We start from the raw sequence: 24,456 nt of genomic DNA, 5'->3' as shown, positions 1-24,456 counted from the left end.
GGCACTCTACAGCGCCAATGGAATTCAGTACGGCATAAAAAAGGCGGGAAATCCCGCCTTTTCGTTTGTTCTCTGTCCCGCCGCTTAGTGCAGACGGCCGCTGGCATGGGCAAGCATGGTGTAGACCTTGCCGGTGTCCGACGTCAGGTAGGTCTGCGCCATGATGTTGTCGCGGTCGTTGCGCGACACGTCCTTGAGCAGCTTTTCGAAATCGTCGCAGTAACGATCGACAGCAGCGCGGAACTCCGCCTCTGACTGATATTTGCGGCGGATCTCGTCGAACGTCTGCTGGCCCTTCAGCGTGTAAAGTCGGCGCGTGAAGACGTCGCGCTCGCCGCGCCGGTAGCGGTTCCACAGCTCGATCGAGGCATCGTGATCGATGGCGCGTGCGATATCGACCGAGAGCGAGTTCAGCGATTCCACGACATGAAGCGGCGACCGCGCAGCGGGAGCCGGGCGCGGCGCTTCGGCAGGCGCTGCCGGCTTGGCGTCGTCTTCGCGTGATGCACCGGTCAGGAGATCACGCACCCAACCGCCCTGCGGCGTACGGCCGTTGGGATCGCGCTGGCGCGGCGCTTGGTCTGCGGGACGTTCGAGGTCGAGCGTGCCGCGCAGCGCCGTCTCGCCCGAAGGCGCCTGCGGTGCACGGCGCTGTTCGGGAGCCGGAGCCGGGCGACGTGGCGGTTCGGCGGGGCGTGCGGCAGGCGCTTGCGGCGCCGGACGCAGGTTGCGCTGTTCCGAACTGTCGGCGCTGCGGCCAGATTTCGCAACGATTTCAGAAAGTTCCTTCAGCGCGTTGATCTGCTCTGAAACGGCACGGCGGATAGCCGTGGTTGATTCCTTTGCCTCTTCCGGCATCTCGATGACGCCTTTCTTAAGCTCGGCCCGGGTGAGGTCGAGCTCGCTCTTGATCGAGCCGGCGGTACGCCGCATCTCCTCGGTCGCATCGGCAAAGCGCTTGGTTGCCGAATCGACCACTTCGGAAATCGCGGTGCGGATCTTGTCGGCGGATTCCAGCGTCTTGCCTTCGGCGTTCTGCAGCGTCTGGCCGACCAGATTCTCGAACGAGCGCATGACCCTTTCGAGATCTTCCGATTTCTTGACAAGGCCGACGGCAAGGTCCTCCAGCGACGATTGCCTTTCGAGCGTGTGCTCGAGATTGCTCTGGGCCGAGCTCAACAGGTCCGAGGCACTGGAAAGCAACCGGCTGTGCTCGTCGAACTTGGTGGCGATTGAAGCAACCTCGCGCAAGGTCGACGACGACAGCTCGGTGAGCCGCGTCGTGTTCGAATCGACCAGACGCGCCGAACTGGCGAAGGTCTGCGCGGTCTTTTCCGTGGTCGCCGCGAAGCTTTGCGTGCTCCCGGTAAGGCGTTCGTCGACCTGGCCGAGATTGGTCGCCGCCTGCTCGATCAACTGACCGAGCTGCGAGCTGGAGGTGGTCATGCGGCCGATGAGGTCGGCAACGCTGTCGGCAAGCGTCGAGCGCGCGCCTTCGACGGCCGACAGGGTTTCGGCCGTACGGCTGGCGAGGGCGTCGACGAGGGCGGCGTTTTGAGTGCGCAGCTTCTCGGTCGCACGTTCGGTGACCTCTTCCATGCTCTTTTGCAGCTCGGAGCCGCCCTGGGCGAAGCGCTCGACCAGAGGCCGTGCCGTCTCGTCCAGGATTTTCGATATTTCGGCCGAACGTGCCGCAAGCATCGTATTGAGCTCGCGAGTATTGGCACCGATGGTCTTTGCAGCGTCATTGGTGCTCTGGCCGATATGCTGGCCGACCGCGGTGAAGGTTTCGGCGATCGAGTTGGCGCGCGAGACCAGTTGCGCCTCGGCACCCGAGACTTGTTCGTTGAGCTTTTGGCCCATTGTCTCGGCGGAGTAGGCGAGGCGGTTCTCGACGGTGGCGACCTGCTCCTCGACGCGGGCCGCAGTGGCGGCAGCACTCGATGCCAGGCGTTCGTCGGCACCGGCAAGCAGCTGCTCGATTTCACGGGCATGGACGGCGAGTTCCTGGCCAGTCTGCCTGGCGCGTTCGGCAACCCGCTGCTCGGTGCTGGTGAAGGCACCGACAATGGTGTCGGCATGTTCGCCGATTGCGGTGCTGCTGTCAGCGATACGGGCCACCAGGCGATGATCGGCCTCCTCGAAGATGCGGCCGATCTCGGACGCACGGGCCGAAAGTGCTTCAGAGCCTTCGGCAATGCGCGAAATAAGTTGCTGGTCGGCGGCATCGAAAATGCGACCGAGATCCGACGCACGTGCCGCGAGAGCTTCGGCGGATTCGCCGATGCGCACGCCCAGCCGCTCGTCGGCCGTTTCGAAATTGCGCAGGATGTCGCCGGCACGCGCAGCCAGCGACTGGGCCGTTTCGATGGCGCGAGAGACCAGCCTGTGGTCCGCCGCGTCGAAGGTACCGGCAATCTCACTTGCCCGGGCTGCCAGCTGATCGGCCGTTTCCTGGGCACGCGCGAACAAGGTGTTCGACGTGTCGTCGGCGCGGGCAATCAGTGCGCTCGACGTATCCTCGGCGCGGGCGGCGAGGCGACGATCCGCCTCCTCGAACGTGCGGGCGATGTCCTCCGCCCTGGCGAGCAGGGCGGCCGAGGTCTGCTCGGCGCGCTCGGCGATCTTGCGGTCGGCATCGCTGAATGCCGCGCCCGCCTGCTCATGCAGCGCGCTGGTAACTTCCATGACCTTCTCGCGCAGCGCGCCGGCGACGAAGACCGCGCTTCTTTCGAGCACACTGCGCACGTTGTCGACACCCGTCGACAGCGCCCGCTCCATTGTGCTGGCGCGCTCTTCAATGATGCCTGTCTGCCGGCTGAACGCCTGCTCGATCTTTTCTACGTCCGCAGCGATCGCATCGGAGATGTCGGTGCTCCTGGCGGCGATCTGGTCGATATGGCCGGACAGCGAACGGTCGACATCCTTGCGCGTTTCGGCGAGCCTGGAGAGATCGTCCTGCAATGCGCGGGTCAGCATGTCGCGGCCCTCGCTCAGCTTGCCGACATGACCGGCGACGATCTCGTCGACTTCGCTGCGGCTCATTGCAAGCCTCTCCAGATCGGCTTCCAACGCGCGCCTGAGTATGTCGCGGCCTTCGGCCAGTTTCTCGACCTGACCGGCAACCAGCCCGTCGATGCTCGAGCGGCTTTCGGCCAGCTTGGCGAGATCGTCCTCGAGCGCCTTCGACAGGGTCGAGCGGTCCTGGACGAGCTTCTCTGCGTGGGTTGCGACAAGGCTGTTCACGTTGCCGAGATCGGCTTCCAGCGCACGCGAAAACTGCGCGCGATTGTCGGTCAATAGCTGCGACTGATCGGCGATGGCGCCCCTGATCGTGCTGAGATCGGCCTCCAAGGCGCGCTTGAGGATGTCGCGGCCTTCGGCCAGCTTCTCGACCTGGCCGGAAACCAGTCCGTCGATGCTCGAGCGGCTTTCGGCCAGCTTGGCAAGATCGTCTTCCAGCGCGCGCTTGAGGATGTCGCGACCCTCGGCCAGCTTCTCGACCTGGCCTGCGACCAGGCCGTCTATGCTCGACCGGCTTTCTGCCAGCCTGGCGAGATCGTCCTCGAGCGCCTTCGACAGGGCCGAACGGTCCTCGGCGAGCTTGTTCATATGTTCGGAGACGACGCCCCGCACGGTCTCGAGATCGGTCTCCAGTGCCCGTGACAGCTGACCGCGATCCTCCGCCAGCTTCTCGGATTGACTGGCTATAACGCCCTTGACGGTGCTCAGATCGGCTTCGAGCGCGCGCTTGAGGATATCGCGGCCCTCAGCCAGCTTTTCCACCTGGCCGGCAACCATCACATCGATGCTCGAGCGGCTTTCGGCCAACTTGGCGAGATCGTCTTCGAGCGCCTTCGAAAGGGTCGAACGGTCTTCGGTGAGCTTGTTCATGTGATCGGAGACAACGCCCCGCACGGCCTGCAGGTCGCTCTCCAGTGCCCGCGACAACTGGCCACGGTCTTCCGCCAGCTTTTCAGACTGGCTGGCGATGACGCCCTTGATCGCGTTCAGGTCCGATTCAAGCGCGCGCTTGAGGATGTCGCGGCCTTCGGCCAGCTTCTCGACCTGGCCGGCAACCAGCCCATCGATGCTCGACCGGCTTTCGGCCAGCTTGGCAAGATCGTCTTCAAGCGTCTTCGAAAGCATGCTGCGGTCATCGGCGAGCCTGCCAGAATGATCGGCGATCAGGCTCCTGATGTCGGACAGGTCGTTATCGAGTGACTGGGAAAGGCCGCTGCGGTCTTGCGCCAATTTCGCCGAATGGGCCTCGATGAGGCCATTGATGCCGGCGATGTCGGCTTCCAGCGCGCTGGCGAGTATGGCGCGACCCTCGGCGATCTTTTCGACCTGACCGCCGACGAGGCCGTCGATGCTGGCGCGACTCTCTGCCAGCTTGCCGAGGTCGGCCTCGAGCGCGCGCGAAAGGATGCTGCGGCCTTCGGCGAGCTTGCCGACATGCCCGGCAACCATTTCATCAATTATCGTGCGGGTTTGCACGAGTTTTCCAGAGTCTTCGTTCAAGGCCTGGGCAAGCCTGTTGCGACCCTCTTCAAGGCTTTCGAGATGGCTGCCCAGCGAAGCGTCGATCGCTGCGCGCGATTCGTTGACCTTGCGCAGATCCTCTTCAAGGGCGCGCGAGATCAGGCCGCGGCCTTCGGCTAGCTTCTGCACCTGGTTAGCCACCGCTGCGTCGATTTCGGCGCGACCTTCGGCGAACTTCGCCAGATCGGCCTGCATTGCCGCCGCCATCCGGTCGCGGCTTTCGGAAAGCTTGCGGCTGTGGTTCTCGACGGCTTCCTCGATGCCGGCGCGAGCATCGGCAAGCCGCTCGATGTCCGTATCGAACGAACGCGATACGACATGGCGCGCCGCTTCCATGCGCCCGGCGAAATCGCCGGCGCGGGCTTCAAGCATGGTCGAGGTCGATGAAATGATGTCGGCCATGTCGGCGCCGATCTGGGTCTTGCCCTGATCGATCATCGCAGACAGCGTCTCCTTGCTATCCTGGAAGGTGTGGGCGATTTCGCGGGCGCGCTCGACCAGCGTCTCGTTGATCTGGCGTGCGCGAGCCTCCAGCGCGGCGTTGAGCTTCTGCGTGCCGGTGTCGAGCGCCTCGGCGCGGGTCTGGAACTCGCTGATCAGCGCCTGGCCACGTTCGGCAAGCGTCCGCTCGATGCCGTTGAGGCTGGCTTCGAATTCCGAATTGAGTGTGCGGGCGGCACCGCCGAGCAGCGACACCATGCCGCTCGTGCGGTCGTCGAGCAGGTCGGTCAGTGACCGTGTCAGGCCATCGGTGGTGTCCGTCAGCTTGGCGATCCGGGTGTCGAGCAGGCTGGCGAAGGCCTCGCCCGACGTCGACAGCCGATCGGTGATCGATTCGAGCCGGCCTTCCACCGAATCGAAGATCGACATCGAGCTTCCGTTGATCCTGTCGATCAGCGTGTCGCCGGATTCGTTGATCGTCATCGACAGCTTGGTCGAGGCGTTGAGAATGCTGTCGCGAATGATATCGCTGGCGGCGTTGATCTCGTCTTTCAGTGTCTCGTGGGCGCCGGTGATCGAGGCGCGCACGCGCTCGGCATGAGTGACGACCGCTTCGCGCTCGCTGCCCAGCCCGTCGACCAGCGAGCGGATGCGGGACTCGTTCTCTGAATAGGAGCGCTCGATCTGGTTCACCTCGCTGTGGACCAGCGTTTCGAGCTCGACGGCACGCGCAAGCGTGCGTTCGATGCCTTCGCCCATGGCTGCCACCTCGCGGCGAACCGCTTGGCCGATCATCATGACGCGATCCTGGGCAAGATTTTCCGGCTCGGCCAGACGGAAGGCCACCTCGGTCATCGACTGCGCGGCAAGGCGCATCTCCTGAGCGCGGCGAATCATCACTGCGAATGCCCAGAACAGGATGACGGGCACGATTGCCGCGACCGCCAGGCCGATCAGCTCCGGACGGGCGAAAAACTGATCGAAGGTGCGGATGTTCCAGATGCCAGGTCCGAACAACAGGTTCGCAAGGCCGCCAGCGCCGGCGATCCAGGCCAGCGAAACGAAAGCCACGACCCAGTAGATCGTGTTCGAGGCGCGCCGATTGAGGGTGTGCAGGAGCGTCTTATAGTCTTTTTGACGATCGTCGTTGGCCGGCGAGAAAGCTGCCGGCTGCGAGCCATTGCGCGTTGCGACAGGACGCAACTCAGCCGGCTTGGCCTTTGGCGCGGGATTTGCGATCTGGCTTTGATTGGCGGCAGGTGCCGCGTTCTGGGTCTGGTCCGGGGCAGGCGCTTCGTTCTGGCTGCGACCTTCGCGCGCCAGCTCGTCGGCGGCTTGCGATATTTGCGCTTCGAGATCTTCCATGGATGCAGCCATGTCGAAGTCGCCGCCGGCATCGCCGCTCAGATCGATATCAAGTGCCTTTTCAAGTTCCCTGGCTACGTCGCTGTCGAGCGTTCTTGTCGTCGTTGGTTTCTTCGCCATGCCTTCGCTACCCTGTACAAGCTGCCGCGGGACTTATGGTTCTGCTTATTGATTCTGCCTAGCGTGTCCCGCGCAGGAGGCTGAAAATGGACCTGTCGTATCGTAATGACACAGCCGGGTAAAGAAAACATGCATTCCGCCCGATACGTAAAACTTTAAATATAAGGTTAACACAGCCGTGATTCCGGCGCCGTTATCGCGACATTTTTCCGGGCCAATCATTAACCCGTTGTCCACCGGATACGCCTAGTTTTTGCGGCGGTCGAAGAACGGAGTCTCAAAGTGATACGTGGCGAAAACGGCATTGCCTTCTCGATGCCCGGCGGCGACGTGTCGGGGACAGCCGGGGCGCGGCCGATCGACCTGGCGCATCTTGCGCGCCAGACGATGGGCGATCGGAGCCTCGAGCAGGAGGTGCTGGCTCTGTTCGTGCAGCAGGCGCTGTCGGTGCGCGACAAGATCGTCGATGCGGATGTCAGGCAGCGGCTGCTATTGGCACACGGGCTCAAAGGCTCGGCGCGCGGGGTCGGCGCCTTCGCCATTGCCGATTGCGCCAGCGCGATCGAATGCCGGCCCGAAGACGCCAGCACGCTGAAGCGGCTTGGCTCGCTGATCGAAGAAGTGCGCGACTTCGTCGCCGCCATCAGCCGGTAGCGCTTATTCCCAAAACGCCACACAGCGGCGCTTTGGCGCCGCAGTTGACTTGTCCGGCAGAGTGATTATGTCGGCTCAGACTCCCTTCAGGTGACAAATGACCAAGCTGACCTTCATCGCCCATGACGGCACGCATTTTGACGTGGATGCCGAAAACGGCTCGACCGTCATGGAAAATGCGATCCGCAATGCGGTGCCGGGAATAGAAGCGGAATGCGGCGGCGCCTGCGCCTGCGCGACCTGCCATGTTTATGTCGACGAAGCCTGGACGGCGGAGGTCGGCGAGCCGGAAGCCATGGAAGAGGACATGCTGGATTTCGCCTACGAGGTCCAGCCGAACTCGCGGCTGTCATGCCAGATCAAGGTGCGCGACGCCCTCGACGGGCTGGTCGTGCGTGTGCCGGCCCGCCAGGGCTGAAGCCGATTTTTGCGGCTGCCGCTTGGCAGCGGACCAATGGTCATGCAGTGTCGCGCCGTTTTCCCATAAAGGCGCATGCTTCATGACCGCTATCACCAAGACGGACGTACTCATTGTCGGGGCAGGGCCTATCGGCCTGTTTGCCGTATTCGAGCTCGGCCTCTTCGACATGAAGTGCCATCTGATCGACATACTCGACCGGCCCGGCGGGCAATGCGCCGAACTCTACCCGGAAAAGCCGATCTACGACATTCCGGCTTGGCCCTCGATCTCGGCGCAAGGCCTGGTCGACAAGCTGCTTGAGCAGATCGCGCCGTTCAAGCCCGAATTCACCTATAGCCGCATGGTTTCGAGCCTGGAAAGGCTGGACGACGGCAGCTTCCGCGTCATTACCGACGAAAACGAGGTGTTCGAAACCAAAATTGTGGTGATTGCCGCCGGCGGCGGTTCGTTCCAGCCGAAGCGGCCGCCGATTCCAGGCATCGAACCCTATGAAGGCAAGAGCGTGTTCTACTCGGTGCGCCGGATGGAGGACTTTCGCGGCCATGACCTCGTCATCGTCGGCGGCGGCGATTCGGCGCTCGATTGGACGCTGAACCTGCAGCCGGTCGCCAAGAGCGTGACGCTGGTGCACCGGCGGCCCGAATTCCGCGCAGCGCCCGACAGTGTCAACAAGATGTATGCCATGCAGGAGATGAAGCAGCTGGAATTCCAGGTTGGACAGGTGACTGGCCTGACCGGCAGCGACGGCCAGCTAGTCTCGGCCACGATCAAGGGGCCGGAGGGCGATGTCGAAGTGCCGTGCACGCGGATGCTGCCGTTCTTCGGCCTGACGATGAAGCTCGGCCCAATCGCCGAATGGGGGCTCAACCTCCACGAGAACCTGATCCCGGTCGACACCGAAAAATTCCAGACGTCGGTTCCCGGCATCTTCGCCGTCGGCGACATCAACTGGTACCCCGGCAAGCTGAAGCTGATCCTGTCGGGCTTCCACGAGGTCGCCTTGATGGCGCAGGCAGCCAAGCGCATCATCAGCCCCGGCGAGCGCATCGTATTCCAGTATACGACCTCGTCGACCAGCCTGCACAAGAAGCTCGGCGTGGTCGACTGAAGCTCGCCGGATTTCGCCGGACAGGTCTATTCGGCCAGGGTTGGGGCCACAGCCTCGGCATGGCCGCGAAGCGTTTTCTCCGGCATCAGCCAGAGCGTGATGAGCGACAACAGCAAGATCGCGGCCGCGGCAAGAAAGATCATCACGAACGGCATGGCCGAGGCGATATGGCCGGCCGGCTGCGTGCCTTCGCTGGCCAGCGGCAGCCCGTAACCAAGGGCGACGGCACCGAGCATAGCGACGCCAAGCGCGCTGCCCAGCGAGCGCAGGAAGGTGAGAACGCCGGTCGCCACGCCAAGGTGCATACGATCGACGGCGTTCTGGACCGAGACGGTGGCAACCGGAAAGGTCGTGCCTGTGCCCAGGCCTACGCAGGTCGTCAACACCTCGACGAGCAACAGTGAGGCATGCCCGGCGACCAGGCTGAGCACGCCGAGGCACAGGATCGAGAAAACAGTTCCGATCATGGCAATGCGTTTATAGTGAAAAAAGCGCGGGATCATTCGCGCGCTGAAGGTCGCACCGGCCACCGTGCCGAGCATCAGCCCAAGCAACGCGGTGCCCGATTGACTGACTGACAGGCCGACGACCGACTGCAGGTAGACCGGCAGATAGACCGACAAGCCGACATTGGCGGCCTGCAGCAGGAACATCGACAATGTGCCGGCGAGAACGATCGGATTGCCGAGCACTTCGAGCGAGATCAGCGGTTCGGCCGCGCGCATGAGTCGCAGCGCGAACGCGCTCCAGAACACCGCCGAGCAGGCGAGCAGTCCAAGGATTTCAGGCGACAGCCACGGATACTCGCTGCCGCCCCAGTTCAAGGCAAGCAGCAGCAGCGAGGTGGCCGCGACCAGAAGCAGCGCGCCGAGGCCGTCGATGCGGTGATGTTTTGCGGCGATCGGCAGCTTCTTGAGCGGGTTGTTGATGATCGCCATGGCTAGCAGGCCCAGCGGAATGTTGATCCAGAAGATCAGCGACCAATGCAGATGTTCGGCGAAGGTGCCGCCGAGCAGCGGCCCGGCGATGCTGGCGACGGCCCATGTGCCCGAGATCCAGGCGGCGTATCGGGCCCGCTCGCGCGGCGGCACGAGGTCGCCGATCACGGTCTGCGTCAGGGCGAACAGACCACCGCCGCCGGCGCCCTGGATCGCCCGGCCGACAACCAGGACCAGCATGTTGGGGGCCGTGGCGCTGACCAGCGAACCGGCGAGAAAGATCAGGATTGCAGCATAGACGGTCGGCCGGCGACCATAAATATCGGAGATCTTGCCGTAGAGCGGCGCCACGGCGGTCGCGGTCAGAAGATAGCCGGTCACGATCCATGGCAGATATTCGGCATGCCCGAGCAGACGTGCCATCGTCGGCATCGCCGGCGCGACGATGGTCTGGTCGAGCGCCGCCAGCAGCATCGACAAAAGCACGCCGCCGATGATGGCGTTTTTCTCGGTTTCGGTCAGCGGCGCGCTGGTTTCCACCATCGTTTGCTTGTCGACAGCCTGGTCCATATCCGTTCATCCATTATGCCTGCGTGCACGTCCGCGACGGGCTGGGAAGCATCTAGTACGCCGATTGGCGTTTGCCGGAGGCTGATCCCTGCGAACCTGGCATATGTCGTTCGCTATAGGCCGATTTCGACAGCGGCTCGAAAGTTTTCCGAAGCTGGCACTATGTTTCGGCAAAATTGGCTTTGTCCGACGACGCGGAGTTCAGCCGGGAGCGAGCCGGCCGTTCTCAATGCGCTCGATGCGATAGTGCAAAAGCCGCAGGATGCGGCTTTGGAAATTGGCGCTTTCGACGCGATCGAAGCGCATCTGGTCCTGGTCGTGTTTGGCAAGCATGGCCGCAGTGATTTTTGCGGCTTGGGCCTTTGCCAGTTCGCAGGTCTTTTCCGGGTAGCTCGCCTTCAAGGCGTCTTCTAGTTCGCGGCCGTGGTTCTTGGCAATCTCGACGTGGCGTTCCTCATGGCGCTTGATGTCGGCGGACAACGTATCCCAGAACAGCCTGACGCCGGCATCGGCTTTGCGCGGGCGGCGCCACTCAGGAAGGATGACCTTGACCTTGACGGTGACGACAGCGTCGGCAATCCAGCACGAGCCCGGCTTTTGCGCATAGCTGACGCGGGTGGTGAACGCCATCTGGGTAGCTCCCGGATGCCGCGACCCGGTGCTTTTCACCTGAGGCCCGAGTTTCGACAGCTGGGTCTCGATGTCGTCGAGCGTCCTGCCGCCGATCGGGAAATAACTATATGTCTTGACGAGAGTTGCAGCGCCGGCCGGGAATGCGGTCAGAGCGAGCATCAGGGCGCAAAGGAGGGATCGTTTCATCGTGTTGCCTCTTTCCCCACCTTGCTTTACCGCCGTCCTCGGCGCAACGGAATTGATCCCCCGCCACGCCGCGGGATCGAACATGGTTGATGGGCAATGATGACAGGGCGATGGCAGTTGGCGCACGGACGCCATCTCGACCTTGACGGCAAGGCCGTGATCGTCGGCATCCTCAACATCACGCCGGACAGTTTTTCCGACGGCGGCCTGTTCGATGCGCCGGAAAAAGCAGTGGCCCAGGCGCGCCGCATGGTCGAGGAGGGGGCCTCCGTCATCGACATCGGCGGAGAATCGACACGTCCCGGGGCGTCTGCGGTCTCCGCAAAGGAAGAGCAGGCTCGCATATTGCCGGTCATCGAGGCGCTCGCGACGTCTGGCGGAACGCTGATCTCGGTCGATACCTATCGCGAGGATACGGCCCGGCTTGCCGTCCAAGCCGGCGCGCATATCGTCAATGACGTCTGGGGCCTGCAGCGCGAACCGGGCATTGCCCGCGTCGCGGCCGAAACCGGCGCTGGCCTTGTCGTCATGCACACGGGACGGGACCGGCAGAAACTGCCCGACGTGATTGCCGATCAGCTCTTCTTCCTCAGGAAGTCGCTGGAAATCGCGCGGCGGAGCGGTGTTGCCGACGATCATATCGTGCTCGATCCGGGCTTCGGCTTCGCCAAGGAGACGGCCGCGGAAAATCTTGACCTGATGGCACGGTTTTCCGAACTTCATGCGCTGGGTTTTCCACTGATGGCCGGCACATCGCGAAAGCGCTTTATCGGCACAGTCACCGGCCGCGACGCAGCCGCAAGAGGCGCCGGGACCGCGGCCACCAGCGTCATCCTGAGGCTCAAAGGCGCGCATCTCTTTCGCGTCCACGATGTCGCAATCAACGTGGATGCGCTGGCCATCGCCGATGCTATGCTGGCACGTGAGATCGGGGAAAGCTGAGCCATGTATGTCATCCGCATGAAGAACTGCGCCTTCTTTGCCCGGCACGGTGTGCTGGACGAAGAAGAGACGCTCGGCCAGCGCTTTTATGTCGATGCGGCACTCACGGTGGATCCCGGGCGGGCGCTGGTCGAGGATTCCATCGAGGACACCGTCAATTACGGCATCGCCTTTGCGGTCATCGAGAAGATCATTACCGGCGAACGGCGCTTTCTGATCGAAGCGCTGGCGCTCGAAGTGGCGAGGGCGCTGACGGCGCGGTTTCCGCAGATCAAAAAGGCCGAGATCACCGTGCGCAAGCCGAACGCCCCGGTGCCGGGTGTGCTCGATCATGTCGAGGTGACCGTTGTCTGGCCAGAATAGTAACAACAACAACACCGTCTATCTCAGCCTTGGCGGCAATCTCGGTGATCCGGCGACGTCGATGGCTGCGGCACTGGGCATTCTGGATGCCAACGAGAGAACGCGCGTCGTTGCCGTTTCGTCGCTCTACCGCACGCCGCCCTGGGGCAAGCTCGATCAGCCGGATTTCCTCAATGCTGCGGCCGAAATCTCGACCGCGCTCGCGCCACGGGCTTTGCTCGACCTTTGCCTCGACGCCGAGCGAAAACTGAAGCGGGTGCGCGAGGAGCGCTGGGGTCCACGCCTGATCGATATCGACATTCTGGTGTTCGGCGACCGCATCATCCACGAGACCGGACTGGAGGTGCCGCATCCGCGCATGCTGGAGCGCGCCTTCGTGCTGGCGCCGCTGGCAGAAATTGCGCCGGAGCTTGTGGTCGACGGCAAGAGCGTATCGGAGCGGCTGGCCGCCGTCGACACATCGGGCATTGAACGGCTGCCGTCAGGCCGGGATTGGTGGAAAACCTGACGCTGCCGCCATCGGTGCCTGAAATCAGCCGGAGAACCCACCTCCGTCGAGGAACATTTGTTCGTCCGGTGTCGTCTCGCGGCCAAGCATCCTGTTTCGATGCGGAAAGCGGCCGAAGCGCTGGATGATGTCGCGATGCTCGATCGCATATTTCAGATAGATCGGGGCTTTGGCGGCGGTAAGCTCTACCGATTTGAGCTGATCGGCGAGGTCCTCCGAATGCTCATAGGGCAGATAGAGAAAAACGCGGAGCTCTTCGTCGAGTGCCAGGTCATGGCCGGCAGCGATCGCTTTCCCGGCGAAATGCCGCGCCAGCGGGTCCGTGGCGTACATGTGGCCGGTGGCGCGAAAGCAGTTTCGCGGAAACTGGTCGAGCAGGATCATCAGTGCCAGCGACCCTTCGGCGTGTTCGGACCAGCCGTCGCATTCGCGGCGGGCGGCGGCAAAGTGCAGATCGAGAAACCGGGTGCGGAAGTCGGCATCAAAGGCGTCGTTCTTCTCGAACCACGCGTCCTCCCCGGCGTCGCGCCAGAATCTGGTGATCGAGACAGCGCGCTCGTCCAGTTCGTTCATCATTCGCGTCTTTCCAACGTTTAATCGGCCGGTTCGGATTTCTGCAGCACGCCGGCGGTCTCCTCGTTGAGCGCCTGGCCCACGCGCCGTGGCGTGCTGAGCGGCGTCGGGATGGGGGTGCCGATATTGCCTTTGAGGAAGCGCCGCCCGGCGCGGATGCCTTCTGCCTGTTGAAGTTCGAAACGGGCAGCATCGCGGCGGCGGACGTCCTCGACTACCTCGGCGACCTCTTCCGGATCGACGCCGAGAGCTTCCAGTGTCGAGCCGCCGAAGACAAGCGCCGATTCGAACGTCTCGCGGAGCTGATAGTCGACGCCGGCACGAATGAGCTGCAACGCCGTGCCGCGGTCGAAAGCCCGCGCCAGCACCGTCAGCAACGGAAACTCCGCCTTGATGAGCTCGGCGATGCGCACGGCGGCATCGGGCTTGTCAACGCAGATCAGCACGGCGCGTGCGCGCCCGGCTCCCGCGGCACGCAGGATGTCCAGCCGCGTGCCGTCGCCGTAATAGACCTTGAAGCCGAAATCGGCCGCCGCCTGGATCATCTCGACCTCATTGTCGATGATCGAGACGTCGATGCCGCGCAACAAAAGCGGCTGGCTGGCGATCTGGCCGAACCGGCCAAAGCCGATGATCAGCACGCTGCCGGTCAGGCCTTCGGCGACATCGACGCCTTCAAGCGACTGCTCGTCGCGTGGCGTCAGATACCGCAATGCTATGATCGCTAAGGGCGTCAGCACCATGGAAATGATGACGATGGCGGTCAGCATCGCATTGGCCTGGCTATCGATGATACCGACAGCCGCCGCTGCGGAATAGAGGACGAAGGCGAATTCGCCGCCTTGCGCCATGAAGACCGCGCGCTCGAGTGCTTCCCGGTGGCCGGTTTTGAGAATGCGGGCGACGATATAGATGCCGATCGCCTTCATCATCATGTAGGCGACGACATAGATGGCAATGAGCTGCCAGTTGACGACGACCACATGCAGGTCGAGCGACATGCCGACGGCGAGGAAGAACAGTCCGAGCAGAATGCCGCGGAATGGTTCGATGTCGGCCTCCAGCTGGTGGCGGAAGGTCGATTCCGACAAAAGCACGCCGGCCAGGAAGGCGCCCATCGCCATCGACAGGCCGGAAAGCTGCATGGCGAGCGCCGACCCGAGCACGACCAGAAGGGCGGCTGCGGTCATCACCTCACGGGCGCGCGCATCCGCCAGAATACGGAAGAACGGATTGAGCAGATAGCGTCCTGCAAGCACCAGCCCGACGATCGCGGCAAGGCCGATGCCGACCTCCGTCAACCGATCCGACAGGCTCATATCGGCGCCGCCCGGCGCGAGGAAGGCGATCAGCGCCAGCAATGGCACGATGGCCAAGTCTTCCAAGAGCAGGACCGAGACGATGCGCTGGCCCTTGGGCGTGGCCAGTTCGCCGCGTTCTTCCAGCAATTGCATGACGATTGCCGTCGAGGTGAGCACGAAACCGGCGCCGGCGACGAAGGATTGCGCGATAGGAAAACCTCCCGCCAGCCCGACGGCGGTCAGCAGGACCGCGCAGACGCCGACCTGCAGCGCGCCAAGCCCGAAAATCTCGCGGCGCATGCCCCATAGCCGTGACGGCTGCATCTCCAGCCCGATGATGAACAGGAACATGACGACGCCGAGTTCGGCGACATGAAGAATGGCTTCCGATTCGGAAAAGATGCGCAGCCCGAACGGACCGATCACGACGCCGGCCGTCAAATAGCCGAGGATGGAGCCAAGTCCGATGCGCCTGAAGATCGGCACCGCAACGACGCCGGCGGCGAGCAGCGCCACCACCTGGATCAGATCGCCGTTCGATGCCTCTGCCGCCATGCCTGCCGTTCCGCTCTCCTGGGAGTCAAGCGGCCAAGATAGGGGCTTCGGAGCGGATCGAACAGTGCGAATCCGGCGCGTTGTGAAGGCGATATTGCAGGCGCACTGCACAGGATAATGGGCTCCCGGGCGTTGCTTCAGGTTGCGATTACCAAGGGTCCGGCCAAGGCAGCCGACCTCGGGGCCAAGGTCCAGGCGGTCACAACCAAGTACCAGGGCGGCACGACAGCAGCCGAGGCCTGCAAGGCCTATGACGAAGTGATTGCCGCGATCAAGGGTTGAGCACCCATTTGCATATCAAAGAGGGCGGCGCCGTTTGGTTGCCGCCTTTTTCACGCCGAAAGCTCAGTTCGGAGTTATGGAGCCGACCTCGACTGCATCGACCCGCTTCAACTTCATGCCGATGACCGGGACCAGCTGCTGGTCGACGCGCACGGCAACGGTCACCGTCATCGAATTGTCGTCGGGGACAAGCGCCTGCATAACGCCGCGCAACTGATTGCGATTGATGGTGAAAACCACCTTGTGCGCATCGACGACATTGCCGCCGATAATGTCGAGGCCGGAGCCGGCGGCCCCGCCCATAAAGCTGCCCTTGTAGCCCTGCCGGCCCTTGTGTTCGATCGTTGCCGACATCTGCTGGGTGAACATGCCTACCCGGCAGCCGCCGTCGAGCGACATGCCGACCTTGCCGTCAGGCGTCGAGCCGATGAAGCTGCAGGTGAATTTCGTGCCCTTGTATTTGCCGGCAACGATTTCCCCGGGGCCGACCCATTTGCCTTCGACCGACCGAAAGAACTGCTTGTCCGGTTCCGCCGCCGAGGTCTTTCCGGCAATGCCGACGGTTGCGACAAGCGCGAGCGCCACGGGCAGCCCGCTGGACAGAATAACGCTTTTCATCGACGACACCCGGCAACAAAGAGACTGGTTGGACGCTTCCGACCATGGACAAGATTGGTTAATGCTTTGTCACCCCAAGGCAATAGTCACGTTCCGGAAGCGGACGTTTCTTTTTCTTTCTTTGCTGCAAAGGAGGTCAGCGCGGAGAGGAAATCGCCCAATCCGGGCCGCCTGACTGCGTAAAAGGGCAGGGGCCTTGCGGTTTCCATCGCTGCAATGCCGATGCGCGCAGTCATCATGCCGTTGACGACGCCTTCGCCGAGCTTGGCCGAGAGCCGGGCGGCAAGGCCGTGGCCGACGATCTGCTGGACGAAACTGTCGCCGACGGCGATCGACCCGGTGACCGCGAGATGGGCCAGAACGCTGCGCGCCAGGCGAAAAAAGCCAAGCGTGCCGGGGCGGCCGCCATAAAGCTCCGACAGCCGGCGAATCAACCGGCCGGCTTCGAACACGACATAAGCGACGTCGACCAGCGCGCGGGGGCTGACCGCGGTCACCAGGGAGACGCGCTTCGCCGCTTCGAGGATCATCACCCTGGCGCGGGCATCGAGCGGGCCGAGTATCTCGGTCTCGGCCAGCCGCACCAGATTGCCGCCGTCAATGATCTCGCCGCGCAATTCGGCCAGCGAGCGCCTGCCTGCCGCGGTTTCAGGCTTGGCCGAGACAAAGACCGACAACTCGTCGACCACGGCGCGGGCGGCCTTCGGATCGTCACGGGCAATCGCATCGAGCGCCCGCTTCTGCAACTTTTCGACCTCGGCAAGGCGGGCAATCGCCATGAATTCGCGCACGAGGATGATCAGAAGCGCCAGGATGGCGATCGCGGCCATAGCGGCAGCCAGCCAGCCCAGCCACTCGGCGCGCTCGAACAGGTCGCGAATCAGCTGGTCGGTCCAGAGGCCGACGGCGAGCGAAACCAGAACGCCCAGCGCGCCGAAGAACAGGCTGCCAAGCGGCGAACGTTTTCGCGGCGCAATCGCCGGCGGCGGTTCGGCAGCGACGATATCAGGCTCGTCGAAGACGTCGATCTCCGCCGGTGTGACCACGGCAAGATCCGCCGTCACGGTACGCGGCTTTCGCGCCGGCGCGGCCTCGGACGCAGCATGGTGAGCCGTCGAATCTTCCTTCTGCTGGGGCTCCGGCTCTATGCGAAAGGCCGCCGGTCTGCGGGGCGCACTCATGCGAGATGATCTCCGATCAGGAACTGCAGCGCGAGGTCGAGCCTGATATGCGGCAGCGACAGCGTCACACGCTCGGCGGTGCGCTCGAGTTTCGGCGGGCGAAAGCGCACGAAGCGGATCGCGGGGTCGTCATTGTTCTGCGGGCGGGTCGATTCGGAAACGTCGAACACCGCATCAACTTTCTCCGGCAAGTCACCGGGAAATATGGCTGTTTCGGTCTTTCCGTCAAAGGTTTTGCCATCGATTTTTTCGCCGCGCAATGGCGTGCCGATAATGACCGGCAAAGTCTCGCGGCCCTGCTTGACCGTGCCTTCCCGGGTCGCGCGCATGGCAGCCATAGCGACGACGTCGACGTCGGCGCCGGTGAAATTCGCCCGCGCCACGGCTCGGTCGGCTAGCCGCCGCACGATCGCCTGCAGCCGGTCGTGGCTTTCGTGGTGCAGATGGTCGGCCTTGGTCGCGGCCACCAATATGCGGTCGATACGCCTCGAAAACAGGTCGGTCAGGAAGTTGCCCCGGCCGGGCCGGAAACAGGACAGGATTTCGGTGACCGCGCGCTCCAGATCGGCCATCGCACCGGGGCCGGCATTCAATGCCTGCAATGCGTCGATGAGCACGATCTGGCGGTCGAGACGCGTGATGTGTTCGCGAAAGAACGGCTTGACGACATGCGTCTTGTAAGCCTCGTAGCGCCGCTCCATCATAGCCTGCAGCGATCCCGAGCGGGCGCGCCGGCCGCCCAGATTCGGCAGCGGCGCGAAGGTGAGAGCGGGCGAGCCTTCAAGATCGCCGGGCATCAGGAAGCGGCCGGGCGGCAGGGTCGAAAGCGCCCGCTCGTCAAGTTTGCAGGCCTTGAGATAGGCGGCGAAGCTCTCGGCGAGACGGCGCGCCGTCATCTCGTCGGCGTCGGCGTTGGGGTCGACGGAGGCGGAGAGCGCCTGCCATTCCCGCGAAAGATCGACACGCACCGGCAACACGGCCATCTCGAAGGCCTCACGCGAAAAATCGGCGTAGGACTTGCCGAGCAGCGGCAGGTCGAGCAGCCATTCGCCGGGATAATCGACGATGTCGACCGACAATTTGCCGGCGGAAAACATGCGGCTCCAGCCAGAGGCCGATTCGTATTCGATAGTCAGCCTCAGTTCGGAAATCGCACGCGTCGAATCCGGCCAGACGCGGTCGTCGACAAGAGCCGCGATGTGATCCTCGTACTGGAAGCGTGGTACGGCGTCGTCCGGCTGCTCTTCGAGAAAAGCGCGGGCGATGCGCCCCGATTTTTGTGCCTCAAACAGCGGCAAGCGTCCGCCATGGACCAGATTGTGCACAAGGGCCGAGATGAACACCGTCTTGCCGGCGCGAGACAGCCCGGTCACGCCAAGACGCAGTGACGGAGCGAAAAGCCCGGCAGCGCGGCCTGACAACGTATCCAAGGCAATCTTCGCCTCGTCGGTAAAAGTCGTCAGCGATGATGCCAAATCTGTTCTCGCGGGCCGGTCAGGATCCGATATAGGCTTTGATGCGCGGCTTTGAAATGGCCTCAGATATCGGCAGGCGTCAGGAAGGCTTCGAGATAGCCGGTGCCTGGCGCAGCCTCGGCAAGTCTGCCGTTGAACCGGACCACCGCAAGTGCGGAGGTCGGGAAGCCGTGGTTCAGCATGGCCCGCGCGGTCTCGTCGCCGTCGCCTGAGAGCGCCATGGCGAGATCCTCAATCATCGGATTGTGGCCGATGACGAGCAAGGCATCCAGCCCGCCATTCTGCCGGATGGCAGTGAGGTATGCGGCGGCATCGTCGCTGTAGAGGGTGTCACAGAACAGCACCCGGCCCGTGTCCGTATGGCCAGCCAAGCTTTCCAGCGTCTGGCGGGCGCGCCTGGCGCTTGAGCAAAGGGTGAGGGCCGGTGCATATTTGCGCGAACGCATCAGCACGCCCATCGCTTCGGCATCGGCGAAGCCGGATGGATCGAGCGGGCGGTCGAAGTCAGCCACGCCAGGCAGCGCCCAGCCGGCCTTCGCATGCCTCAGGAGGTAAAGTCTGATCACCGGGTCCCCGTTGTGCCGGGCACCGAACCCGTCAGCACGCCGCAGGATTTGCCATCAGAAGAGCTCCGTGCGCAATGGCAAGCACCCCTCAAGCATAGCGAATCATGTACGGATTCGGTCGTATTCTTCGCAAAAAGGGCATCGCCGATGCTGGTTTGTCCGAGACTAACAATTGCGTGAAACTGTTGTCGATTGACCTTGTGCAGCTTTCGGTCCGCGAATATATAGGCGCCAAATTTGGGGTTTGTTGGGTGAGTCGAATGAACGACATCGTTACCGCCGATTACGTACCCTCCGAAGACGAGCCGTTCATGAACGAGCGGCAGAAATCCTACTTTCGCATGAAGCTCGTCACCTGGAAGAACGACATCTTGCGCGAAGCGCGCGAAACTCTCGAAATCCTGCAGCAGGAAAACGCCAACCACCCCGACCTCGCCGATCGCGCCTCCTCAGAAACCGACCGCGCCATCGAACTTCGCGCCCGCGATCGCCAGCGAAAACTCATCTCCAAGATCGATTCGGCCCTCCAGCGCCTTGACGAAGGCACTTACGGTTATTGCGAGGAGACGGGCGAGCCGATCGCGCTGAAGCGGCTCGACGCGCGCCCGATCGCCACCTTGTCGATCGAGGCACAGGAGCGCCATGAGCGGCGCGAGAAGGTCTACCGCGACGACTGAATCGCCGGGAAAAACAGCGGCATCGGTAAAGCGTTCACAATGGCCGGTTTTCCGGCCATTTTCATTGGCCGTTCGCTATCGGCCTATCTTTTCTGATTGGACAACTCGCCGAGGAGCTTCGTCATCTCGTCGTCGAGAGAGGGTGATGCCTTCGCCACCGGCTTGCTCGGCGTTTGGCTGAAGCGTGGCTCGTCGAGGGAAACCTCCAGCTCCTTCATCAGCGCATCGTCAATCGACTCGTGCTGTGCCGGCGGCTCGTATCTTGCCGGGGAGTCCTGTCTTGCCGGCGGCTGCGCATGCCGCGAGGCACTGGCGTTGACGGATCCATAACTTGGCAACGGCGTGACGTTCGATGCCGGTTTCGGCGCCGGCGCCGGCATTGTTGCCGGCATCGTCGCCGTCTGGCGGGCTCGGACAGGGGTCGCGGTTACGCTTGCCGGCTGCGGTGGCGCTTGCCTCACCGGCGCGGCTGTGGTCGAAGCAGACCTTGCTGCCGGCTGGTGGCCGTTGTCTCCGGTCAATGCCGGGCGCCGCAACGCCGAGAGCCTGATGTCGCGCTCGACGACGACGTCGGTCGGACCACCGATCAAGAGCAGGTGCTCGATATCGTCACGGCGCACCAGCACCAGCCGCCGGTGACTGTCGACCGCTGTGGCATCCATGACAGCCAGCCGCGTCTTGCGGTTCCTGCCGCCGGCGACGAATGTCCCGAACGTCAGGCTGCGGATCAGCCTGATGATAAGAAGAATGATGAGCAGAAGGACAAGTACTGCAAACGTCCATAGGATTGCTGCGGCATAACCAGGACCCGCCACGCCATCCAGCCATTGCAGCATTGGTTCCCCCAAAATCAGCTTTCGAAGAGAAGCGACACTAGACTGTTGCGGCAGGCCACCGCAAGTTGCCTTTCACGCTTCGTGAACAGCTTGAAACGCCGGGAGCCGAACGGCGTCATTTTTAGCGGACATCTGCAGCCGGGCCTTTTCCCAACCCTGAGAATATGATTCAACCGACACCGGAATTCACGAGCAGGGGGCACATGGCCAAGGAAGCGCGCGGCGATTTCTATCCGGTACCTATCGTCGACCAGAACACGCGACCGGGAGCGGTCACCCGGCTCATCGTCTTCATCGTCGTCCTGACTGGGGCAGCGATCGTCTTCGGCCTTTTCCGCGAGCGCCTTGGCGATCCATTCCTGCTTGGCATGCTTGGCGTGCTGGCGATGATCGGCGTCGGCTTTCTATTCGCCACTGCGATCGGCTTCGTGCACATCACGCCGCGCTCGACAAGCGACGAACTGTCGAAAGCTTTCGTCGATTCGATGTCGCAAGGTCTCCTGGTCACCGACACCAAAGGCCGTATCATCTACGCCAACCGGACCTATGCCGATATGACGGGTGCCGAGTCGGCCGCCGACCTCAAGACCGTCGAAGGTTTGCTTTCAGACGTTCCCGAGGCCTCGGTGACCATATACCGGCTGGCGTCAGGCCTGCGGGACGGCCAGCCGGGCGACGGCGAGTTTCGGCTCGCGCAGTCCATTCGGCCAGGCGCCGAACCGGGCGCGCGCTGGTACCGCGTTCGGGCCCGCGCCTTCAGCGTTCCCGGCCAGCGGCTGCCCATGCTTGCCTGGCAGCTTGCCGATATCTCGCGGGAACGGGCCGAGCAGGAGCGGTTCTTTCTCGACCTCCAAAAGGCGATCGATCACCTCGACCATGCGCCGGCCGGTTTCTTTTCGGCCGACCAGGAAGGCCGCGTGACCTATATCAACGCGACTCTTGCGGAGTGGCTGGGCATCGACCTGGCCAGCTTCACTCCCGGCGCCATCACGCTGCCGGAGATCGTCGCCGGGGACGGCATGGCGCTGGTCCGTTCGGTCAAGGCCGACGCTGGTACCACGCGCAATGCCGTTATCGACCTCGATCTGACGACGATGACCGGCGAGGCGCTGCCGGTGCGCTTCATGCATCGTGTCTCGGCCAGCCGAGAGGGTCTCAACGGCCCGACTCGCACCATCGTGCTCAACCGGACGCAAGGCGAGGACGCTTCGGCCGACCTCCGCGCATCGGAAATACGCTTCACGCGGTTCTTCAACTCGACGCCGATGGCGATAGCCGGCGTCGACCATGCCGGCCGCATCCTGCGCACCAATGCGCCATTCCTGTCGCTGTTTTCCTCGGTCGTCGACCGCGACGCGGTCGATCGGCGTGTGCGGCTGGATACGGTGATCCACGAGCGCGACCGGCCGGCTTTCGCCGCGGCCTTTGAAAAGGCACGCCAGCAACAGGCTGACATCGAGCCGATCGATACGGTGCTGCCCGGCAATGAGGAGCGCCACATACGCTTCTACGTCAACGCGGTCGCAGACGGTACCGGTGGCGAGGGCGCCGAGGAATCGGCCATCGTCTATGCCGTGGAGACTACTGAGCAAAAGGCCCTCGAGGGCCAGATGGCGCAGAGCCAGAAGATGCAGGCGGTCGGCCAACTCGCCGGCGGCATCGCGCATGATTTCAACAATGTGCTGACCGCCATCATCATGGCCTCGGACCTGCTGTTGACCAACCACCGGCCGTCCGATCCGTCATTCCCGGACATCATGAACATCAAGCAGAATGCCAACCGGGCGGCCTCGCTGGTGCGGCAGTTGCTGGCCTTCTCGCGCAAGCAGACGCTGCGGCCGGAGGTGCTCAACCTGACCGACGTGCTCGCCGATCTCAGAATGCTGCTTGCCCGGCTGGTCGGCAACGATATCAAGCTCAAGATCGACCATGGCCGCGACCTGTGGCCGGTCAGGGTCGATATCGGGCAGTTCGAGCAAGTGGTGGTCAATCTGGTGGTCAATGCGCGCGATGCGATGCCGGCCGGCGGCGACCTCACGGTGCGCACCCGCAACGTCAGCGCCGGAGAGTGCAAGACCTTTTCCTACCGCGAACTTACTCCGGCCGACTATGTGCTGGTCGAGGTCGAGGACAGCGGCAGCGGCATCGCGCCTGATGTGCTGAAAAAGATCTTCGAGCCCTTCTTCACGACAAAGGAGGTTGGCAAGGGAACCGGACTCGGCCTGTCCATGGTCTATGGCATCATCAAGCAGACAGGCGGCTTCATCTTCTGCGATTCCGAAGTCGGCAAGGGATCGGTGTTCCGCATCTTCCTGCCGCGGCACATTGCGGAGGCAAGGAAGGCGGGCGAGGCTGGAGAAGTGCCGGCCGCCCCTGCCAAGATCACCGACTCAGCCAAGGATCTGTCGGGCTCGGCCACGGTGCTGCTGGTTGAAGACGAGGACGCCGTGCGCATGGGCGGCATGCGGGCGCTGAAATCGCGCGGCTACACCGTCCACGAGGCGTCGTCGGGCGTCGAGGCGCTTGAAGTCTACGAAGCGCTCGGCGGCAAGGTCGACGTCGTGGTGTCGGACGTGGTGATGCCGGAAATGGATGGCCCGACGCTGCTTGGCGAATTGCGCAAACGGCAGCCCGACATCAAGTTTATCTTCGTGTCCGGCTATGCCGAAGACGCGTTCGCCAAGAACTTGCCGGCCGACGCGCATTTCGGCTTCTTGCCGAAGCCGTTTTCGCTCAAGCAATTGGCCACGATCGTAAAGGACATGCTGGAATCCTGACCCTTCCAACGCTCCGCTTGCGCATTGTCGTGAGACTGCCATGATTACAGGCGAAACGGGCGACGGGTTTTTGGAAAGCATGCCGTGACGCCACACAACGAGGCTAGCAAAGGCGACTACGCAAGCACGGTGCTGCTGCCGGGCGACCCGCAGCGCGCTGAATGGATGGCGGAGACCTTTCTGGAAGCGCCGCGCTGCGTCAACCGCCGCCGCGGCGCGCTCGGCTTTACCGGGTTGTTTCGCGGCAAGCCTGTCAGCGTCCAGTCCACCGGCATCGGCGTCCCGTCATTCCTGGTCTACGTGCACGAGCTGCTGGACTTCTACGGTGCGAAAACGTTGATCCGCACCGGCACCTGCGGTGGCCTGACCGCCGAGATGGCGCTGCGCAGCCTGGTGAGCGCACAATCGGTGCGCGGCGAAAATTCGGAGAGCGGCCAGGTTTTTGGGCTCTATCGTGCCGATGCCGGCCCCGATCCTGCATTGTTGGCCCAGGCGTTGGCCCGCGCTGCGGAACTCGGCATCGACCATCGGGCCGGACTGACGATCTGCAGCGATATTTTTTATCATCCGCTGGGGCGCGAACGCTTTGCCGAAGCACAGGCACAGGGGGCGCTCGCCGTGGATATGGAAACCAGCGCACTCTACCGCATTGCGGCCGATTTCGGCGCCCGGGCGCTGTCCATCCTGACCGTCGTCGACAATGTGGCAACCGGCGAGCAGACCGACTATTCCGAACGCCAGGGGCTTTTCACCGATATGACCCGGCTGGCGCTCGACATGGCGGCGGAGAGCTAGGCGGCTTCTACTTCGGAGTAGGGAAG

General features: G+C 63.2%; 20 protein-coding genes. 10 read left to right on the top strand and 10 right to left on the bottom strand.

Annotated elements, in window-relative coordinates; all coding sequences use genetic code 11:
* Positions 1–84: 84 nt before the first annotated feature.
* Positions 85–6,471: an apolipoprotein A-IV repeat region-like domain-containing protein gene (locus NKI97_RS19825; RefSeq protein ID WP_352836113.1), complete on the bottom strand. Its 6,387-nt coding sequence runs from the start codon at positions 6,469–6,471 to the stop codon at positions 85–87.
* A gap of 285 nt (positions 6,472–6,756) precedes the next feature.
* Here NKI97_RS19825 and NKI97_RS19820 point away from each other — a divergent pair, with 285 nt between their 5' ends.
* The 3 genes from NKI97_RS19820 to NKI97_RS19810 all read left to right on the top strand — a co-directional run bounded on the left by NKI97_RS19820 (position 6,757) and on the right by NKI97_RS19810 (position 8,654).
* Complete coding sequence (locus tag NKI97_RS19820) at positions 6,757–7,125, top strand: Hpt domain-containing protein (protein WP_292660938.1); 369 nt, start codon at positions 6,757–6,759, stop codon at positions 7,123–7,125.
* Positions 7,126–7,222: 97 nt separating this feature from the next.
* Positions 7,223–7,543, top strand: coding sequence for a 2Fe-2S iron-sulfur cluster-binding protein (locus NKI97_RS19815; RefSeq protein ID WP_023674833.1), 321 nt, complete (start codon positions 7,223–7,225; stop codon positions 7,541–7,543).
* Positions 7,544–7,625: 82 nt separating this feature from the next.
* Entirely contained in the window at positions 7,626–8,654 is a 1,029-nt protein-coding gene (locus NKI97_RS19810) for an NAD(P)/FAD-dependent oxidoreductase (protein ID WP_352448733.1), read from the top strand.
* Positions 8,655–8,680: 26 nt separating this feature from the next.
* Here the strand turns inward: NKI97_RS19810 and NKI97_RS19805 are convergent, their stop codons facing one another.
* Positions 8,681–10,162, bottom strand: a complete 1,482-nt coding sequence (locus NKI97_RS19805; protein ID WP_352455682.1) for an MDR family MFS transporter — start codon at positions 10,160–10,162, stop codon at positions 8,681–8,683.
* A 201-nt stretch (positions 10,163–10,363) separates the two neighbouring features.
* Positions 10,364–10,981, bottom strand: coding sequence for a DUF922 domain-containing Zn-dependent protease (locus tag NKI97_RS19800; protein ID WP_352742606.1), 618 nt, complete (start codon positions 10,979–10,981; stop codon positions 10,364–10,366).
* A 96-nt stretch (positions 10,982–11,077) separates the two neighbouring features.
* Here NKI97_RS19800 and folP point away from each other — a divergent pair, with 96 nt between their 5' ends.
* Genes folP through folK form a run of 3 tightly spaced genes read left to right on the top strand, consistent with a single transcriptional unit; the run spans position 11,078 to position 12,794 of the window.
* Positions 11,078–11,923 carry a dihydropteroate synthase gene (gene folP / locus NKI97_RS19795; protein WP_352448736.1) on the top strand — a complete coding sequence of 282 codons (846 nt, stop codon included), beginning with the start codon at positions 11,078–11,080 and terminating at the stop codon, positions 11,921–11,923.
* A 3-nt stretch (positions 11,924–11,926) separates the two neighbouring features.
* A complete protein-coding gene (gene folB, locus NKI97_RS19790) occupies positions 11,927–12,286 on the top strand; it encodes a dihydroneopterin aldolase (RefSeq protein WP_023674838.1) in 360 nt (119 codons plus the stop codon).
* Complete coding sequence (gene folK, locus NKI97_RS19785) at positions 12,270–12,794, top strand: 2-amino-4-hydroxy-6-hydroxymethyldihydropteridine diphosphokinase (protein WP_352448737.1); 525 nt, start codon at positions 12,270–12,272, stop codon at positions 12,792–12,794. Before folB ends, folK begins: the two co-directional genes overlap by 17 nt.
* A 24-nt stretch (positions 12,795–12,818) precedes the next feature.
* Here the strand turns inward: folK and NKI97_RS19780 are convergent, their stop codons facing one another.
* Together NKI97_RS19780 and NKI97_RS19775 are read right to left on the bottom strand one after the other, a co-directional pair.
* Positions 12,819–13,367 (bottom strand): DUF924 family protein, encoded by a 549-nt coding sequence (locus tag NKI97_RS19780; RefSeq protein ID WP_352448961.1) that lies wholly within the window; start codon positions 13,365–13,367, stop codon positions 12,819–12,821.
* 20 nt (positions 13,368–13,387) lie between these two features.
* Positions 13,388–15,223, bottom strand: coding sequence for a monovalent cation:proton antiporter-2 (CPA2) family protein (locus NKI97_RS19775; protein WP_352448738.1), 1,836 nt, complete (start codon positions 15,221–15,223; stop codon positions 13,388–13,390).
* A gap of 132 nt (positions 15,224–15,355) precedes the next feature.
* Between NKI97_RS19775 and NKI97_RS19770 the strand changes: the two genes are divergently transcribed.
* Positions 15,356–15,505, top strand: coding sequence for a hypothetical protein (locus tag NKI97_RS19770; RefSeq protein ID WP_352448739.1), 150 nt, complete (start codon positions 15,356–15,358; stop codon positions 15,503–15,505).
* Between the two features lie 63 nt (positions 15,506–15,568).
* Here the strand turns inward: NKI97_RS19770 and NKI97_RS19765 are convergent, their stop codons facing one another.
* The 4 genes from NKI97_RS19765 to NKI97_RS19750 form a co-directional block, all read right to left on the bottom strand.
* Positions 15,569–16,123 carry a hypothetical protein gene (locus NKI97_RS19765; protein WP_352448740.1) on the bottom strand — a complete coding sequence of 185 codons (555 nt, stop codon included), beginning with the start codon at positions 16,121–16,123 and terminating at the stop codon, positions 15,569–15,571.
* An 86-nt stretch (positions 16,124–16,209) separates the two neighbouring features.
* Positions 16,210–17,304: a YcjF family protein gene (locus NKI97_RS19760; protein WP_352448741.1), complete on the bottom strand. Its 1,095-nt coding sequence runs from the start codon at positions 17,302–17,304 to the stop codon at positions 16,210–16,212.
* Positions 17,301–18,779, bottom strand: a complete 1,479-nt coding sequence (locus NKI97_RS19755; RefSeq protein ID WP_352836109.1) for a YcjX family GTP-binding protein — start codon at positions 18,777–18,779, stop codon at positions 17,301–17,303. The genes NKI97_RS19760 and NKI97_RS19755 overlap by 4 nt, the downstream gene beginning before the upstream one ends.
* Before the next feature lie 62 nt (positions 18,780–18,841).
* Positions 18,842–19,345, bottom strand: a complete 504-nt coding sequence (locus tag NKI97_RS19750) for a SixA phosphatase family protein (RefSeq protein WP_352448743.1) — start codon at positions 19,343–19,345, stop codon at positions 18,842–18,844.
* 260 nt (positions 19,346–19,605) lie between these two features.
* Between NKI97_RS19750 and dksA the strand changes: the two genes are divergently transcribed.
* Positions 19,606–20,022, top strand: a complete 417-nt coding sequence (gene dksA / locus NKI97_RS19745; RefSeq protein WP_023674847.1) for an RNA polymerase-binding protein DksA — start codon at positions 19,606–19,608, stop codon at positions 20,020–20,022.
* Positions 20,023–20,105: 83 nt separating this feature from the next.
* Here dksA and NKI97_RS19740 read toward each other — a convergent pair whose 3' ends face one another.
* On the bottom strand, positions 20,106–20,858 hold the full coding sequence (locus NKI97_RS19740) for a hypothetical protein (RefSeq protein ID WP_352502494.1): 753 nt from the start codon (positions 20,856–20,858) through the stop codon (positions 20,106–20,108).
* Positions 20,859–21,061: 203 nt separating this feature from the next.
* On the opposite strand from NKI97_RS19740, the gene cckA reads away from it, so the two are divergent.
* Together cckA and NKI97_RS19730 are read left to right on the top strand one after the other, a co-directional pair.
* Positions 21,062–23,635, top strand: a complete 2,574-nt coding sequence (gene cckA / locus NKI97_RS19735) for a cell cycle histidine kinase CckA (protein WP_352540608.1) — start codon at positions 21,062–21,064, stop codon at positions 23,633–23,635.
* Between the two features lie 84 nt (positions 23,636–23,719).
* Positions 23,720–24,430 carry a purine-nucleoside phosphorylase gene (locus NKI97_RS19730; protein ID WP_352836105.1) on the top strand — a complete coding sequence of 237 codons (711 nt, stop codon included), beginning with the start codon at positions 23,720–23,722 and terminating at the stop codon, positions 24,428–24,430.
* Positions 24,431–24,456 lie beyond the last annotated feature (26 nt).

The sequence above is a fragment of the Mesorhizobium sp. M0296 genome (assembly GCF_040321675.1).
Lineage (GTDB): Bacteria > Pseudomonadota > Alphaproteobacteria > Rhizobiales > Rhizobiaceae > Mesorhizobium.
The sequence above is the reverse complement of the archived record's forward strand: the minus strand, read 5'-3'. Positions and strand labels throughout refer to the sequence as shown.